Genomic DNA, 16,505 nt, shown 5'->3' on the forward strand with positions numbered 1-16,505 from the left:
GTGCGGTGGCGGGAGTTGCTCAGCGGGCGAAGACCGCGGCCTCCTTCACCGAGTAGCCGTACTTGGTGGCGCGGGCGGTGCCGTGGACGCGGACGTAGCGTGCCTTGACCGGGGTGAACACCGCGGTGTCCAGGCCGCCGTCGGCGCTGTCGGTGGACCAGGCGGTCCGCCAGGCGGCGGAGTCGTCGGAGACCTCGATGCGGTAGCCCTTCGCGTAGGCCTTCTCCCATTCGAGGGAGACCCGGCCGACGGTGCGGGAACTGCCCAGGTCGAGCTGGAGCCACTGGGCGTCGGACCAGTCGCTGGCCCACCGGGTGCCGGTGTCGCCGTCCACGGCCCGCCCGGCGGCGTAGCTGGTGAACGGGTTCCACTCGGCCGAGCTGGCGCTCGCCGGGGCACCGGCGGCGAGGTTGGCGCCGGGCTTGTGGTTCTCGGTGGCGCGCCAGGTGGTGAGGTAGGACTCGGCGCCGGTCATCAGGTCGTCGACCGTCGCCTTGCCCGCGTCGCCGCTGAGCCGGATCTGCTCGATCCAGTCGGGTACGAGGCCGACCTGGGCCGCGCCGTCGGTGTTCATGTCGAAGGTGCGCTCACCGGTGCGCTGGCGGTCGATGACGGAGCCGCCGTCGGCGCTGCGGAAGGGGTACTTGACCGCGTTGGGCGCGTCCGGGCCGACCGGGCCCGGCCAGCCGCCGACGCCGTTCATGTCGGTGCCGTAGCCGAGGCCGACGCCGTACTTCTGGCGCAGCGGCCTGGTGCCCGCGGACTCCTTGGCGAAGCCGTCGGCCCCGCCCATGTACGAGGCCTTGAAGCCGCCGAGGCGGTAGAGGCGCTCCAGCCAGTTGTCGTCCATCCAGCTGTGGCTGGAGAGGGCGCCGGGGTAGTCGGCCGATTCGAGGATGTCGAGGGTGCGGCCCGCGGCCTTGACGCTCATGTGGTCGATTTCGAGCATCATGTTGCGTTTCATCATGCCCTTGACGGCGTACTCGCCGAGTCCGGTGAGGCCCCGGACGTTGCACTTGCCGCCGTTGTCGGCGGGCACCTTGACGCCCGGGGGCAGCAGCTTGGTGACCTCGGCGGGGGCCGGGGTGTTGCCGGAGGGGTTGTCCTGCTGGGGGCCGGCGCACTCCTCGGTCTTCCAGAAGGTGCCGGTGGAGAGGAACTGGCCGATGTTCACGGCGGTTCCGATGGTGCCGTTGTCCATCCGTACGCCGCAGAGCGCGTTGTCGAACTTGTGGCACAGGAACATGCTGCTCACGCCGAGCTTCTTGAGCTCGTCCAGGCCCCGGTCGATGTCGTCCCGGCCGCACTGGGCGACGTCGAGGATCTGCTTGCAGCCGAACGGCTCGGAGGTCTCGACGCCGAGGACGACGGCGAGCTTGCCCGAGGCGGCGACCTGGCGGGCCTGGGTGGAGTCGGTGACGATGCGGAACCAGCCCTTGCCCTTTCCGCCGTAGATCTTGTCGACGTAGTCCTGCATCTCGTAGGTCTTGCGGGCCTGGAGACGGATGGACTCCATCTCGTCGCAGCCGCGGTCGCGGGCGTAGATCGAGCAGAGCAGGCCGTTGGAGACCAGGTCGTTGACCAGGACGCGCTGGCCGCCGCGCCAGGCGCGCTCCAGCCAGGCGTAGTAGTTCTGCTGGTGGCTCAGGGAGTTGTGGGCGGGCCAGTCCTTGAAGGTGGGCCAGCCGACCGGGTCGTGGTGGCCGTCGGCGCCGCCGGTGACGTTCTCGAAGAGGGCGAGGGCGCCGTCGGGGTAGTGCTCGGGGCAGTCCTTGAGGGCCTCGGTGACGCCTGCGGGGTCGAACGGCTTGCCGCAGATGATGCGGCCGCCGAAGCCCTCGTTGGACATCACGTGGTTGTGCGCGTCGACGTAGCCGCGCACCTTGCCCTGCGCGTCGGTTCCTCGGAAGGGTTCGCCGGTGACGTTGATCTGCGAATCGGTGGCGGGCCGCGCGGGGGGCTCCCACCAGGGGGTGTCGGCGCCGGCGGCCGGTGGGGATCCGACTCCTGCGCCGAACGTCAGGAGGAGGACGACGAGAGCGGCGAAGAGGCCGCGTCTGTGGAGGATGGTCATCCGGGGCTACCTTCCCTGTCCGGGATGGGCACGCGCCTAACTTACTCGCGCGTAGGTCCCGTCGAGGATGGCGTGGCCCTGACAGTGAGTCAAGGGTCCGGGACGGGTGACCTACTGGGCGAACTGGGGTTCGGTGGTGGGGGGTTGGGCCGGACGGGGTAGGGGGTGGCCGGCTTGGTGGGGCTGGAGTGTGGGGGTCGTGGCGGGGGTGTGGGGGCCATGGCGGAGGTGGGGCGGGGCGGGTTGTTCGGCTCCGCCGGGGGCCGCCCCCTTGCCCGCCCGTCCCGCCCCCGGGGGGCGGCCCCGCCGCCCAAGGGGGCGGGGGCGTAGGGGCGGCTTCGCCGCGCGAGGGGGCGGGGCGTAGCGGCGGCTCATCCGCCCGAGGGGGCGGGGCGCAGGGGCGGCTCCGGCGGCCAAGAGGGTGGGGCGTAGAGGGGGGGCCGTCGGCCGAGGGGGCGGGGCGTGAAGCGGCTCGGGTGGCCGAGGGGGCGGGGCGGGGGACGCAGGATGCCCCGCCGGGCGAGGGGATCGGCGGGGCATCCGGGGGGGGTTAGTTGGCGGTGGGGGCGGTTAGGGACGGGGTTTCCTTTGTGAGGATCTCGCCTCGGAAGAAGGCCGGGCTGCGCTTTTGCATCACCAGCATGATGACCACGCCCACCAGCAGCAGGCCGACGCCGATCACGAAGACCGAGCCGACGCCGAAGACGGACGAGCCGCTCCCGTACGCCGGGTCCCACATGTCGTACAGCGTCTTCGCGAAGACCGCCGCGAGCAGGACGCCGCCGAGGATCGGGAAGATGCCCTTGAAGAAGGCGTCCCGGACCGACCCCGTCAGCTCGTGGCGGAAGTACCAGGCGCACGCGAAGGACGTCAGCGCGTAGTAGAAGCAGATCATGAGGCCGAGCGCGTAGATCGTGTCGACCAGGACGTGTTCGCTGACCAGGGTCATCACCGTGTAGAAGACGCCGGTCGCGACCCCCGCCATGACCGTCGCCCGGCCCGGGCTCTTGAAGCGCGGGTGCACCCGGGCGTACGAGGCGGGCAGGGCCTCGTACGCGGACATCGCGAGGACCGTACGGGCGACCGGGATGAAGGTCGTCTGGAGGCTCGCGGTGGCGGAGGCGAGGACCGCGACGAAGAGCGCGATGCCGAGGACGGGGCCCATGACCGGGCCCGCGAGGGCGGCGAAGACGTTGTCGGAGGTGTCCGGGTTGCCGAGGCCGAGGCCCTTGTCCCCGGAGCCGACGGCCATCTGCGCGGCGACGGCGGTGGCGAGGTAGGAGCCGACCAGGACGACCATCGCGATGAGGGCGGCGCGGCCGGGCGTCTTCGCAGCTCCGGTGGTCTCCTCGTTGGCGGTCAGGCAGGCGTCCCAGCCCCAGTACATGAAGATCGACAGGGAGAGCCCGGCAGTGAAGGCGGCAAAGGAGCCCACCGAGAAGGGGTTGAACCAGGACCAGGAGAAGTCCACGCCGCCCGCGAACTCGGGCAGGTCGCTGCCCGCCTTGCCGAACGCCATCACGACGAAGAGCACCAGCACGACGAGCTGGAGGCCGACCAGGGCGTACTGCACGCCCTTGGTGGCGGTCATCCCCCGGTAGCTGACCAGCGTCGCCAGCGCGATCAGGGCGAGGCAGGTGAGGATGTGCACGGGTTTGTCGTCGGCGAGCCGGGCGACCTGCTCGCTGCCGGTGAGCTCGCCCGCCAGCAGCCAGAAGTACGAGGTTGCGACGCCGGCCAGGTTGGACAGCACGATGATCGTGGCCACCACCAGACCCCAGCCGCACATCCACCCCACCCGGGGCCCGAAGGCCTTCACGGTCCAGGTGAAGGAAGTGCCGCAGTCCGGCATGACCTTGTTGAGCTCCCGGTAGGCAAAGGCCACAAGGAGCATCGGCAGGAACCCGGCGAGGAAGATCGCGGGCATCTGGAGGCCGACCTCACCGGCGGTGGAGCCCAGCGTCGAGGTCAGACAGTAGACGGGGGCGACGGTGGAGATGCCGATGACGGCACTGCCGAGCAGCCCGACGGAATTGCCGCCGAGGCCCTTGTCGCGTACGCCGTCACCGGAGCGGTCGGCGGCGCCCCCTGCGGGGACGCCCCTTACCGGGTCTCCGGCCTGCGGCTTCGTTTCCACCTGAGTCATGAACAGGACGTTAAGTCCTGCGGTTTCCACATCCGGAAGATGAAAGTCCGTTACGTAATCCTTGAGTTGAGCAGGACAAACCCCTCAATGATCAAGGATCGATGGAGGGAAGGGGCGCATCCACCTTCCAAACAACGGCAAAGCCGCCCCCTCCCCCGATGCGAAAACCGCAGGTCCGCCCGCTATGTCCCGTTTCCAAATTTTCCCGTCACGGTCACTGGGCAGCCGCCCCCCTCACCCCGGCCAGACCACCGCCTGTGTCTCGCTGTAGGCCCGCAGGGCGTACGAGCCCACGTCGCGGCCCACACCGCTCTGCTTGAAGCCGCCGAAGGGGGCCTCCATGTTGCGCCCGATGGTGTTGATGCCGACGCCGCCCGCCCGCAGCCGCCGCGCGACCCGGAAGGCGCGGGAGACGTCCCCCGACCACACGTAGTCGATCAGCCCGTACTCGCTGTCGTTGGCGAGCGCGATGCCCTCCTCTTCCTCGTCGAAGGGGACCACGACGACGACCGGCCCGAAGATCTCCTCGCGGACGATCCGCATGTCGTTCGTACAGTCGGCGAAGAGGGTCGGGGCGACGTAGAAGCCCTTGTCGAGACCGGGCCCCGCCGGACGCTCGCCGCCCGCGAGCAGTCTGGCGCCCTCCTTCTTGCCCAGCTCGACGTACGACTCGACGCGGTCGCGGTGGGCGGCGGAGATGAGCGGCCCGACGACGGTGCCGGGATCGGTCGGATCGCCCACCTTCAGATACCCGATGTAGGTCTGCAACTTCTCCAACAACGCCTCGTACACCGCCCGTTGGACGACGACCCGGGTCGGCGCGGTGCAGATCTGCCCGCTGTAGAACGAGAACGTCGTGCCGATGCCCATCGCCGCCGAGTCCAGGTCCGCGTCCTCGAAGACGAGCGCGGCCCCCTTCCCGCCGAGCTCCATCAGCTGCCGCTTCATCCCGCGCCCGCAGGCCTCGGCGATGCGCCGCCCCACCTGGGTGCTCCCGGTGAAGCTGACCATGTCGACGGACGGGGAGTCCACGGCCGCCTCGCCCACCGAGACCGCCGTCCCGTTGACCACATTGACCACCCCCGGCGGAACCCCCGCCTCCGCCAGCGCCTCGGCCATCCGGAAGACGGAGAGCGGGTCCTGCGGGGCGGGCTTGACCAGGACGGTGTTGCCCATGGCGAGGGCGGGGGCGATCTTGCCCGACGGGTTGGCCCAGGGGTTGTTGTACGAGGTGATGCAGGTGACGACGCCGACCGGCTGCCGCACCTCCAGTGCGCCGAAGACGCCCGCCTTCCCCATCGGTCCGGCCTCGTTGATCTGCGGCGGGAGCGCGGTCTCGGTCGGCTCCAGCGCGCCCTTCGCGTACCGCCGGAAGCGCGCCTCGCCGACCGCGACCTGCATGCCGCGCGCGGTGCCGGTGGTCGCGCCGGTCTCGGCCTGGGCGAGCAGGGCGTACGGCGTCGCCTCGCGCCGGACGATGTCGGCGGCGCGGTCGAGTATCGCGGCGCGCTCCTCCGGCTTCGTACGGGACCAGGAGGCGAGGGCGTCGCGGGCGGCGTCGGCGGCCTCGTACACCTGCCGCCTGCTCGCCTCGGGGGCGAGGCCGACGATCTCCTCGGTGGCGGGGTTGACGACCTCGTAGTACCCCCCTTCGGGCTCGGCCCACGCCCCTCCGATGAACAGCCTCTGCCCGGTGCTCACTTGGTGCTCACCGTCCTGGTGTCGCGGCCCGAGCGCAGCACCGTTCCCGGTACGGCGCCCGTCACCTGGTCGTTCCGTATGGTCTCCACGCCGTTGACCCGTACGGACACGATCCCGATCGCCTTCGAGTCGAGCCGGGGGCTGTCGCCCGGCAGGTCGTGGACGAGGGTGGCGGGGCCCGCGTCGATCCGCTCGGGGTCGAACAGGACGAGGTCGGCGTGGCAGCCCTCCTCGATCCGCCCGCGTTCGCGCAGCCCGAAGAGCCGGGCCGGGTCGTCGGTCAGCATCTTCACGGCCTGCTCCAGGCCGACCAGCTTGCGTCCGCGCAGGCAGTCGCCGAGGAAGCGGGTGGTGTACGGGGCGCCGCACATGCGGTCCAGGTGCGCCCCGGCGTCCGAGCCGCCGAGCATGACGTCCTCGTGCTCCCAGGTCTCGCGGCGCAGGGCCCAGGAGTCGGGGTCGTTGTCGGTGGGCATGGGCCACAGGACGGTGCGCAGGTCGTCGTTGGCGCAGATCTCGACGAGGCACTGGAAGGGGTCCTGGCCGCGCTCGGCGGCGATGTCGTTGACGACCCGGCCGCTGACCTGGGCCCGCTGGTTGACCTCGCTGTACGTGTCGCCGATGACGTACCGCCCGAAGTTGGCGAGGCGGCGGAAGACCCCGGCCTCCTTGGAGTCGGCGCGCCGCAGCATCTCCTCCCGTACACCGGGGTCGCGGAGCTTCGCGATCCGCTCGGGGACGGGGAGGGAGAGGATGTCGCCCCAGCCGGGGATGAGGTTGAGGGCGCAGAAGGTCCCCAGCGACATGTTCATGGGGGTCAGGATCGGCATCGTCAGCGCGACGATCCGCCCACCGGCCTTGCGGGCGCGCTCGCTGGGTATGAGCTGGCGGGGCACGCGCTCGGGGACGGCGGCGTCGATCGTCAGCACGTTCCAGTTGAGGGGCCGGCCCGCCGCCGCGCTCATCTCGACGAAGAGGTCGATCTCGTCGTCGTCGAACTGGTCGAGGCACCCGGCGACGATGGCCTCGATCTGGGTGCCCTCATGCTCACCAACTGCCTTGGAGAGTGCGAGTAGTTCGGCGGGCCGTGCGTGCCGGGAGGCTACGGGCTTGCCGTCGCCGTCGGAGTGGGTGGAGGACTGGGTGGTGGAGAGCCCCCAGGCGCCGGACTCCATGGCGTCGTGGAAGAGCCGGAGCATGGCTTCGAGTTCGGCGGGGGTGGGCTGGCGGTCGCTGACGGCGTCGGCGCCCATCACGTAACGGCGGAGGGCGCAATGGCCCACCATGAAGCCCGCGTTGACGGCGATGCGGCCGTCGAGGGCGTCGAGGTACTCGCCGAACGAGGACCAGTTCCAGGGCGCGCCTTCTTCGAGGGCGACGAGGGACATGCCCTCCACCTTGGACATCATCCGACGGGTGTAGTCGGCGTCCTCGGGCCGGTCGGGGTGCAGCGGCGCGAGGGTGAAGCCGCAGTTGCCGCCGGCGACGGTGGTGACGCCGTGGTTGAGGGAGGGGGTGGCGTAGGGGTCCCAGAAGAGCTGGGCGTCGTAGTGGGTGTGGGGGTCGACGAACCCGGGCGCGAGGACGAGCCCGGTGGCGTCCTCGGTGGTGGCGGCGGGCTCGGTGATGCCGCCGGGCGGGGTGAGGGCGACGATGCGGCCGTCACGGATGCCGAGGTCGGCGGGGCGGGAGGGGGTGCCGGTGCCGTCGACGAGGGTGGCGTTGCGGATGAGGTGATCGAGCATGGGGGTTGGCGTCCCTTCTGGGGGGAGGGGTTGCGGCGGAGTGGGTGGGCGGTGGTGGGGGGGGTGGGGGTCCGCTGCGCGGGGCCGTTCCCCTGCCCGCCCCTTCCCGGCTGTGACATTTGCGGCTGGCGCCGCGTGGGGGGCGCTGGGCCAGGGTTCGCTGGTGCGGGCGGGGAACCGCTGCGCGGGGCTCTCCCCTCCCCGCCCCTTCCCGAAACTGGGGCTTCGCCCCAGACCCCGGGTGGCGGGCCCGGTCACGGCCGGTGGGCATGTGCGGGTGTGTGCGTGGCTGGCCGCGCAGTTCCCCGCGCCCCTGAAGTACTCGTCGCCGACGGGCGCAGGGAACTGCGCGGCGCTGGGCACGAGTGGTTGTTTTGGGGGCGCGGGGAACTGCGCGAGCAACCCACCACCGGCCCGCAGGTCCGAACCCCTGGCCCCGCGGCCAGCGGTCTAGGGAAGGGGCGGGGAGGGGCACTGGCCCGCCGCAGGCGCGACCCCGCCGAACACTTCGAGCGCCACGCGGCGGCAGCCGCAAATGGAACGCAGCGGGAAGGGGCGGGGAGGGGCATCGCCCACCCCACGCGCGACCCCGCCGACCAGCTCGGGCGGCACGCCCTCCCCCCCCCGGAAAGGGGCCCGGGGAAGGGCCACGCCCACCCCTCCCCCGCTCCCCCACCCGCCCCCCAACTACCCCACCTGCCCCCGCATCCGACTCGTCCGATGCACCGGATCCGTGTCGATCTTCGGAATCACATGCTCACCGATCAGCCGAATCGTGTTCATCGTGTCCTCCGGCGACACCCCGATCGGCAGCCCGAACGAAAGCTGGTCCGCCCCCGCCTGGTCCCACCTCTTGCACTGCGTCAGCACCTCGTCCGGGTCACCGCAGATCATCAGCTCCTCCGCGATGAGCAGCTCGATGATCTCCTCGGTGTACTCCGGCAGCAGTTCCGGCCACTGGGGAATCCCCTCCGGCCGCGGGAAGGTGTCGTGGTACCGGAACAGCAGCGACTGCAGGTAGTTCAGTCCCCCGCTCACCGCCACCTGCACCGCCTTCTCGTGCGTCTCCGCGCAGATCGCGGTCGACGTCACCATGACGTTGTCGTTGACGAACGCCCCCACCGGCTCCGCGTCCTTGACGGCCGTCTTGTACGACTCGACGACCCACTCCATGTCCGACACCTTCTGGACGCTGAAGCCGAGCACCCCCAGCCCCTTCTTCCCCGCCATCGCGTACGAGGACGGCGATCCGGCCGCGTACCACATGGCCGGGTGCCCCTTCCCGTACGGCTTGGGCAGGATCTTCCTCGGCGGCAGCGACCAGTGCTTGCCCTGGAAGCCCACGTACTCGTCCTGGAGCCACATCTTGGGGAACTCGGCGATCGTCTCCTCCCAGATCTCCTTGGTGTGGTTCATGTCCGTGATGCCGGGCATGAAGCCGAGGATCTCGTGCGAGCCTGCGCCCCGCCCCGACCCGAACTCGAAGCGTCCGCCGCTGAGGTGGTCGAGCATGGCGACCTTCTCGGCGACCTTCACGGGGTGGTTGACCGGGGCGAGCGGGTTGAAGATGCCGGAGCCGAGGTGGATGCGGTCCGTCGCGTGCGCCAGGTAGCCCAGGAACACGTCGTTGGCCGAGAGGTGCGAGTACTCCTCCAGGAAGTGGTGCTCGGAGGCCCATGCGTACTTGAACCCCGACTTGTCCGCCTGGATGACGTACTCGGTCTCCTCGATCAGAGCCTTGTGCTCTGCCTCGGGGTCGACCTTGGCGCGCGCGGCGGGCACGTAACCCTGTACGAAAAGACCGAACTCCACGGAAGTTCACCGTCCTTGGGGTATCGAGCGGGCTGACCCGCTCTTGATCTGACGCCTCGTCAGATTCGGATATGGCCGACTGTTCCATCGGTGCGGTACTCCGTCAATGCCTGACGCTTCGTCAGATGACGCTGACGCCCGCCAGCCACCCGCCGTCGATGACGAAGGGCTGTCCGGTGATGTACGAGGAGTCGTCCCCGGTCAGGAAGAGGGCCAGCTTGGCGACCTCCTGGGGCGTGCCGATCCGCCCGAGCGGCACCAGCTTCTTGTACAGCTCGGCGACGCCGGCCCGCGACTCCTCCGGGTCCGCACTCGGGTCGAGCACGGAGGGGTTGGTCATCGCGGTGTCGACCGCCCCCGGGCACACGGCGTTCACCCGTATGCCCTTGCCCGCCAGCTCCATCGCGGCGACACGTGTCAGACCGAGGATGGCGTGCTTGGTGGCGGCGTACGCGCCGACGTAGGCCATGCCGGTCAGCGCCGTGTACGAGGCGGTGTTGACGATCGTGCCGCCGCCGGCCGCCTCGATCTCGGGTGCGACGGTGCGTATCCCGAGGAAGGCGCCGACCTGGTTGACCTGGATGACCTGCTGAAACTCCTCCAGCGGGGTGTTCACGAGCTCGTTGAACCGCAGGATGCCCGCGTTGTTGACCAGCCCGTCGATCCTCCCGAAGGCGTCCTTGGCAACGCCGACGGCGGCGACCCACTCCTCCTCGCGGCTCACGTCGAGGTGGACGTAACGCGCCACGTCCTCCCCCAGCTCCTCCCCCAGCTCCTTGGCCAGTGCCTCGCCCTGGTCGTCGAGTACGTCACCGAGCACGACCTTCGCGCCCTCCGCCGCGAACAGCCTCGCCTCCTGCTCGCCCTGTCCGCGCGCGGCTCCGGTGATGACGACGACGCGTCCGTCCAGCTTGCCCATGTGCGTGTACCTCCTACTGATCCTGATCGAGCCACTGACCGAGCTACTGATCGAGCTACTGATCGAGCTACTGATCGAGGTGCGGAGCCACTTCGGCGGCGAACGCCGCCATCTGGTCGGTGAGTTCGGCGCGGCTCCGGCTCCGGAACCGCACCTGGATCTGGTGGACGCCCATCGCCCCGTACGCCCGCAGGGACTCGGCGATGGCCTGCGGCTTTCCGCTGAGGGTGCGCCGCCCGACGTCCCAGCCGGGCTCGCCGATGTAGAGGGGCTCGACAATGGCGCCGATCTCTATCGGAGCCTCGACGCCCGCCTCCGCCCGCAACCGCCGCAACCTCTCGATCTGTCCGGGCAGCCGGTCCCGCGGATCGCCCTGCGGCAGCCACCCGTCACCCCGTACGGCCGCCCGGCGCACGGCGGCGGGCGACGAACCGCCCACCCACATCGGCACCCGCTCCCGGGCCGGCCGCGGCAGCTGCCCGAGCCCGCTGAAGCTGTACCGCTCCCCCGAGAACTCCGGGAACTCCTCGGGCCCGAGCGCCGCCCGCAGCGCGTCGATCGACTCGTCCAGCACCGCGCCCCGCCCCGCGAAGTCGGCCCCGAGCGCGTCGAACTCCTCCTCGACGTGCCCGGCCCCGACCCCGAGGATCAGCCGCCCGCCGCTGAGGTGGTCGAGGGTGGCGTACTGCTTGGCGAGCGCGAGCGGATGGCGCAGCCCCAACACGGCGACATGCGTGAGGAGTTGCACCCTCACCGTCGCCGCCGCGAGGTACGCGAGGGTGGCCACGGGGTCGTACCAGACGGTGCTCATGCCGTCCGCGAGCCGCCTGGGTATCGCGACATGGTCGCAGCAGGCCACGTACGCGAAGCCGCCCCGGTCTGCGGTCCTGGCCACTTCCACCAGGTCGGCGGGGGTGGCGTCGGCCTCCCACGCCTCCGCGTAGATACGGGACTGCGACTGGACCGGGAGCTGCATCCCGTACGACAGCCGCCCTTCGGGCAGGACTCGAACCATGAGAACCCCTCGACCGATCGACCGACGCGAGCTGACACGAGCAGACACGAGCTGACGACTCGTCATACTCGTACCTGACGGTCCGTCAGGCAAGGGGCTCAACCCGCCCTATTTCAAGGGCGACTTCTCCAACGACCGGCGCGACTCCCGCTCCCGCTTCCCCGGCCGCAGTCCGGCTTTCTCGGCCGCCACCTGGAGGGACTGGAGGGCCAGCAGCATGACCCCGATGTCGTCCAGATAGACGGGATCAGGAATCAGATCAACAGGACTCACCAGATAGAGAACCGCACCCCAGAACACGAACTTGTTCTGCACCGGGATCCCGGCATCCGTGAGCAGCTTGCGCGCCTTCACCATCTTCACCAGCACCACCACGGCACCGGCCACGGTCACCAGAGCCAGCACCGCCAGCACGACCACCAGGACCGTCATCCCGTCACTCATACGCACTCCACTCCTCACCTCGCCCGGCCAGCACCTCTCCCTGTCCCGTGTACCCGAACGGAGCGCCCCTTCCCGGTCTCCCACGCCGGGCATCGGGGGCAATGCCCGCACCTCCCGGTAACCACCCACTATTTAGTGCGTACTTGAGCCGAGGCGACGCGGATACGAAGGTGAAGTCACCCCACTCGGGCGAAACCCCCCTCCCCTCCCACGCCAAAAGGAGCACCCCCGTGCGCACCGACAGCCACACCCACTCCCCCGCCACCAAGCCCCCCGTCACCGTCCTGGGCCTGGGCCTCATGGGCTGGGCACTGGCCGACGCGCTCGTCACGGCCGGCCACGCGGTCACCGTGTGGAACCGCACCCCCGAGAAGGCGGACGACCTGGTGGCCCGCGGCGCGGTCCGCGCCGACTCCGTACGCGAGGCGATCGAGGCAAGCCCCCTGACCATCTCCTGCCTCCTCGACTACGACACCCAGCGCGCCCTCCTGGAACCCGCCGCGGGCGCCCTGCACGGCCGCACCCTCGTCAGCCTCACCAACGGCTCGCCCGCCCAGGCCCGCGACACCGAGGCATGGGTGCACGCACTCGGCGGGGCCTACCTCGACGGCGGCATCATGGCGATCCCGTCGATGATCGCGGGCCCGGGGGCGTTCATCCTCTACAGCGGCGCCGAGGACCCGTTCGACGCGCACCGTACGACGCTGGAGGTGCTGGCCGAGGCGAAGTACCTGGGTACGGACGTGGGCACGGCCTCACTGTACGACCTGGCGCTGCTCAGCGGCATGGACATGATGTTCGCGGGCTTCTTCCACTCGGTGGCGGTAGCCACCTCCCACAAGGAGACCACCGCCTCCGGCTTCACCGAGCTCCTGGTCAACTGGCTGACCAGCATGATCAACTTCCTGCCCGCCATGGCCGCCGACATCGACTCGGACGACCCGCCCGCCTACGAGCAGACCCTGGAACTGGTCCTGGCCGCCGCCCGCAACATGGGCGACGCGGCCCGCGAGGCGGGGGTCCGGGCAGACTGGTTCGACCGGGAGGTGGTCGAACTGAACGCCCGCATCGCGGAAGGCGAGACGCACCACACGGCTTCGGAGGCGGTACGGCGGCTGCGGGTCGGAACGCAGGGGTGAAGGGGGGACGACCCGGCCTCGGGGGGCGGCCCGGCCGCAGGGGGACGACCTGGCCGCAGGGGGACGGACTGGCCGCTGGGGGACGACCCGGCCGCAGGGGACGGCCCGGCCTCCCCCTCCGCCGGGGCTGGTCAGTCAGCCAATCGGCCGTCCCGCAGCTGCTCGAACGACTCCCTCTCCTCGACGACGAGATCGGCGAACGACCCGTGGCGCTCCCCCAGCCCCGGGTACCAGCTGGCCCAGATGCAAGCGGCCCACTCCCCGTCGGGCGAGACACCACCGGGGTCGAGCAGCCAGTACTGAGCGTCCCCGGAGCTCGACACCAGCACCACCCGGTCCATGAAGGCGGCCTCCTCCGGCCCGCCCTCACGAAGGATCGCCCAGGCGCTGGGATCCGCCTCACGCAACCGGTCCACGGTACGGGTGGTCCTCATCTCCCACATGAACGGCCCCAGGTGGTCGAACCCGTGGACGCACCGAGGAACGCCCGGTAACCGGGCGGAAGCCGAGCACCGATGCGCTCCTCGGCAGCCACGATCTCCGCCTCGCTCGCACCCGCACGCCCGAGCCACCCAGCGGCCTGCTGCTCCGCAGTGATCGGGTGAGCTCCGTAGGGCTCGTGCGCCCGCAGGACATCGGCACTGTACGAGGCGAGAAACTCCCGCCAATGGTCGACGCTGCTCCACTGCACAACGATCACTCACCCTCCGACGGCCGGCCATCGGGCCATGGTGCGACACGACCCTCTCGCACATCATCCGAAACACCGGGGGCTCAGGGCTGCATGCGGGGCAGACCGAGGTTCTGACACGCGGTCTCCTTGTCCCCCGGAAAGACACCGGCCCAAGTCTCGTCGACCACGCATGCGGCCAGCGGGGGCACCTTCCCGTGCCCCGGGCGCGCCCACTCGGGAATCTCGAAGGGACCGGTCTCCTCTCTCTCCGAAGGCGCACTGCCGTCCGTCGCCATGAGTCCGGCCTCCCACATGCCCGCGCAGGCCAGGAGCGCGGCGTCGGCGGTACGGCTGGGGTCGGTCCTGGGCCATGCGCCCGGGCCCGGCTCCCACCCGACGTTGGACGAACTTCCCTCCGTGTCGGCCGTGGCATAGCAAAGGACCTGGCCGTGGACCGCCGCGGGCTTGTCGGCCAGCAACTGAGCCGCGGCCAGTGCTCCACCCCCGAGGAGAAGGAGCACGCCGGGCACGACGGCGTACCGGGACCGCAGACGAAGCCGCCACCACGCGCGCCGACCACGCGCCACGGAAACGTCAGTCGATTCGTCATGAATGACCGTCATGATTTGTCCCTCCAAAACCAGTTGACGCTCTTCCGAGAGTTCGACCTCGCGAGGCGCTGGCACCAATCGGGCCAACTCCACAAGGCCCGGGTCCACGCGGGACGCACGGGGCACGCGGGACGCACCCCGTCGCCATTCCCTGAGCCCCATCAGGCACCCCCTTCGACCGACCGGGTCGCATCGATGCGCCCACCCCGTACTTGTCCGCCCCCGCCAACCGGTTCCCACTCCTCCGCCGCCAGCTTCCGCAGCCGCGCCCGGCACCGCGAAAGCCGCGACCGTACGGTGCCGACGGGCACGCCAAGGGCCTGGGCCGCCTCCGCGTATCCGAGCCCTGACCAGACGCACAGCTCGAACACCTCGCGTTCGGCACGCTTGAGCCGCCCCAACGCCCGGTGGGCGGCGGCAAGTTGTTGGCTGTCGACCATTCGCCCCACCACCTCCTCCGCGAGGTCCGGTACGGGTTCGGGGGCGGGCACCCGAGCCAGGGCGGCCCGGTGCCGGCGGGCCGCGCGGGCGGTGTTGCGCAGGACGTTGGTCGCGATGCCCATCAGCCAGGGCCGTACGCTCTCCCCCTCGTCGCGCAGCTTCTCCCGCAGCCGCCACGCCTCCAGGAAGGTCAGCGAGACGACGTCCTGGGCGGTGGCCGGGTCACCGCATCGACGGACGGCGTACGAGTACACCAACTGGGCGTGTTCGCGAAAGAGTTCGCGGAACACCTCGGGGTCGCCGGCCCGGACACGGGCGTGTACGGGGAAGGCGGGGGTCGACGTCACGCTGGTGATTGTCCGCACGGGGCCGGGGGTTCCCGTGACGTGGGCCACATTGCGCGGCCGAGTGGCCTGCGTCGGACGAACCTAGACGCGCCTCCCGGGATGGAGTTCACGATTCCCGGCCCCGTGCTTCCGGCCGGCGCATACGGATCGAGTCCGTTCAGAACCAGGAACTACACGACCCCAGCAGCCTGGTAGCGCACATACGCCTCCCGCGCGTCCGGAATGAACTCCTCCCACCCCACCATCTCTTCGAGCTCGCCCGCACCCACCCACCCACACCAGGCGATCTCCCGCGCGTCCGGTGCGATCGGCCCTGTGACGGTGGCCTCGTGCAGTCCGAGCCAGTAAGGGCTGATGATCCCGTCGCACAGGAACTTGAGCACGAAGCGAGGAGCGGCAGTCCGTACCCCGAGCTCCTCCTCCAACTCCCTTGCCGCCGCCTGCTCGTAGGACTCGCCGGGCTCGGCGGCGCCGCCGAACATCCAGTTGTACTGGCCGGGGAACCGGGAGTCGTCGTCGGGCCTCCGGTGGACGAGGAAACGTCCGTCCTCGTCGCGGCACACGACGGTGGCGATGCGGTGCGGCCACCGGCGTCGCATCGCCTCCGCCCGTTCGACGACACCCAGCACCCGGTCCTGCGCGTCGACCCGGTCCACGAGTTCACCCACGGGGCGCACCCACCCGCCTGGCCAGCACCTGCCCCGGCCAGCTCCCCTCCAGGAACGGAACGGTGGGGACGAACCCCTGCCGCTCGTAGTACGCGACCAGCCCGCCCCCGCCGCCCGCCCAGCAGTCCACGCGCAACAGCTCCACACCGGCCTTCCTGGTCTCCTCCTCCGCGTGCGCCAGCAGCGCCGCACCGATGCCGAGTCCGGCGTGCTTACGGTCGGAGACCAGCAGCCGGACGTACCGCTCGGGCTCGTCGGCGAGGGGGATGCCGGACACCTTGGGGCTGGGGCCGGAGGCCATGACGAGGGTGCCGACGGGGACGCCGTCGAGCTCGGCGAGGTACGGGGAACACTCGGTCGTGTAGTGCCGGATGCGGTCCGGGCCGTGGGGGAGCTGCGAGTAGGGGGTGGTGCCCCACTGCTCGGTGTTGCCGCGCTCATTCATCCACGCGATACGGGCGTCGAGCATGTCCAGGATGACGGGCGCGTCGGCGGGACTGCCGGGGCGGATGCGGAGGCCGGGTTCACTGTGGCTCATGGGGGCAGCCTAGTTACCGTTGCCCGGCTGGCCGTGGACGGTTCGGGCCCAATGGCCTCGGGACTGGTTCCGTTGGACGTCCCACGCTTGGGCGGCACGCAGCATCGCCGTGAGCCATGCCCTCTTCAGCTCGCCGCCCTTTCCGAAGCGGAGCACGGCGGGCGGTGGGAGCCCCTCACCACCCCCGGCCACCCCGAGCCGCACTCCTGAGCGGCACCGGCGCACGCCACGT

The 16,505-nt window shown here is 70.6% G+C and carries 15 protein-coding genes; 1 reads left to right on the forward strand and 14 read right to left on the reverse strand.

The window, feature by feature from the left end; genetic code table 11:
* Positions 1 to 19: 19 nt before the first annotated feature.
* The 8 genes from ACZ5PB_RS17065 to ACZ5PB_RS17100 form a co-directional block, all read right to left on the reverse strand.
* The gene (locus tag ACZ5PB_RS17065; protein ID WP_468691869.1) at positions 20 to 2,074 is read right to left on the reverse strand and encodes a galactose-binding domain-containing protein; all 2,055 of its coding nucleotides are present in this window, start codon (positions 2,072 to 2,074) and stop codon (positions 20 to 22) included.
* A gap of 550 nt (positions 2,075 to 2,624) precedes the next feature.
* On the reverse strand, positions 2,625 to 4,220 hold the full coding sequence (locus ACZ5PB_RS17070) for an APC family permease (protein ID WP_468691871.1): 1,596 nt from the start codon (positions 4,218 to 4,220) through the stop codon (positions 2,625 to 2,627).
* Between the two features lie 234 nt (positions 4,221 to 4,454).
* Entirely contained in the window at positions 4,455 to 5,921 is a 1,467-nt protein-coding gene (locus ACZ5PB_RS17075) for an aldehyde dehydrogenase family protein (protein WP_468691873.1), read from the reverse strand.
* On the reverse strand, positions 5,918 to 7,666 hold the full coding sequence (locus ACZ5PB_RS17080; protein WP_468691875.1) for an N-acyl-D-amino-acid deacylase family protein: 1,749 nt from the start codon (positions 7,664 to 7,666) through the stop codon (positions 5,918 to 5,920). Before ACZ5PB_RS17080 ends, ACZ5PB_RS17075 begins: the two co-directional genes overlap by 4 nt.
* A 687-nt stretch (positions 7,667 to 8,353) precedes the next feature.
* Positions 8,354 to 9,478, reverse strand: coding sequence for an LLM class flavin-dependent oxidoreductase (locus ACZ5PB_RS17085; RefSeq protein WP_468691877.1), 1,125 nt, complete (start codon positions 9,476 to 9,478; stop codon positions 8,354 to 8,356).
* Positions 9,479 to 9,599: 121 nt separating this feature from the next.
* Positions 9,600 to 10,397, reverse strand: a complete 798-nt coding sequence (locus ACZ5PB_RS17090) for an SDR family NAD(P)-dependent oxidoreductase (RefSeq protein ID WP_468691879.1) — start codon at positions 10,395 to 10,397, stop codon at positions 9,600 to 9,602.
* Positions 10,398 to 10,464: 67 nt separating this feature from the next.
* A complete protein-coding gene (locus ACZ5PB_RS17095) occupies positions 10,465 to 11,412 on the reverse strand; it encodes a TIGR03619 family F420-dependent LLM class oxidoreductase (RefSeq protein WP_468691880.1) in 948 nt (315 codons plus the stop codon).
* A gap of 108 nt (positions 11,413 to 11,520) precedes the next feature.
* Positions 11,521 to 11,856, reverse strand: coding sequence for a YkvA family protein (locus ACZ5PB_RS17100; protein WP_468691881.1), 336 nt, complete (start codon positions 11,854 to 11,856; stop codon positions 11,521 to 11,523).
* 230 nt (positions 11,857 to 12,086) lie between these two features.
* Here ACZ5PB_RS17100 and ACZ5PB_RS17105 point away from each other — a divergent pair, with 230 nt between their 5' ends.
* Positions 12,087 to 12,995, forward strand: a complete 909-nt coding sequence (locus ACZ5PB_RS17105; protein ID WP_468691882.1) for an NAD(P)-dependent oxidoreductase — start codon at positions 12,087 to 12,089, stop codon at positions 12,993 to 12,995.
* Positions 12,996 to 13,126: 131 nt separating this feature from the next.
* Here ACZ5PB_RS17105 and ACZ5PB_RS17110 read toward each other — a convergent pair whose 3' ends face one another.
* The 6 genes from ACZ5PB_RS17110 to ACZ5PB_RS17135 form a co-directional block, all read right to left on the reverse strand.
* Complete coding sequence (locus ACZ5PB_RS17110) at positions 13,127 to 13,429, reverse strand: hypothetical protein (protein WP_468691884.1); 303 nt, start codon at positions 13,427 to 13,429, stop codon at positions 13,127 to 13,129.
* The gene (locus ACZ5PB_RS17115) at positions 13,426 to 13,695 is read right to left on the reverse strand and encodes an SMI1/KNR4 family protein (RefSeq protein ID WP_468691886.1); all 270 of its coding nucleotides are present in this window, start codon (positions 13,693 to 13,695) and stop codon (positions 13,426 to 13,428) included. Before ACZ5PB_RS17115 ends, ACZ5PB_RS17110 begins: the two co-directional genes overlap by 4 nt.
* 74 nt (positions 13,696 to 13,769) lie before the next feature.
* Positions 13,770 to 14,291: a hypothetical protein gene (locus ACZ5PB_RS17120; protein ID WP_468691888.1), complete on the reverse strand. Its 522-nt coding sequence runs from the start codon at positions 14,289 to 14,291 to the stop codon at positions 13,770 to 13,772.
* Positions 14,292 to 14,440: 149 nt separating this feature from the next.
* Entirely contained in the window at positions 14,441 to 15,067 is a 627-nt protein-coding gene (locus ACZ5PB_RS17125) for an RNA polymerase sigma factor (RefSeq protein WP_468691889.1), read from the reverse strand.
* Between the two features lie 170 nt (positions 15,068 to 15,237).
* On the reverse strand, positions 15,238 to 15,735 hold the full coding sequence (locus ACZ5PB_RS17130) for an NUDIX hydrolase (protein WP_468691891.1): 498 nt from the start codon (positions 15,733 to 15,735) through the stop codon (positions 15,238 to 15,240).
* On the reverse strand, positions 15,728 to 16,273 hold the full coding sequence (locus ACZ5PB_RS17135) for a GNAT family N-acetyltransferase (RefSeq protein ID WP_468691893.1): 546 nt from the start codon (positions 16,271 to 16,273) through the stop codon (positions 15,728 to 15,730). The genes ACZ5PB_RS17130 and ACZ5PB_RS17135 overlap by 8 nt, the downstream gene beginning before the upstream one ends.
* Between the last annotated feature and the right edge of the window lie 232 nt (positions 16,274 to 16,505).

This window comes from Streptomyces sp. NPDC032721 (assembly GCF_055579625.1).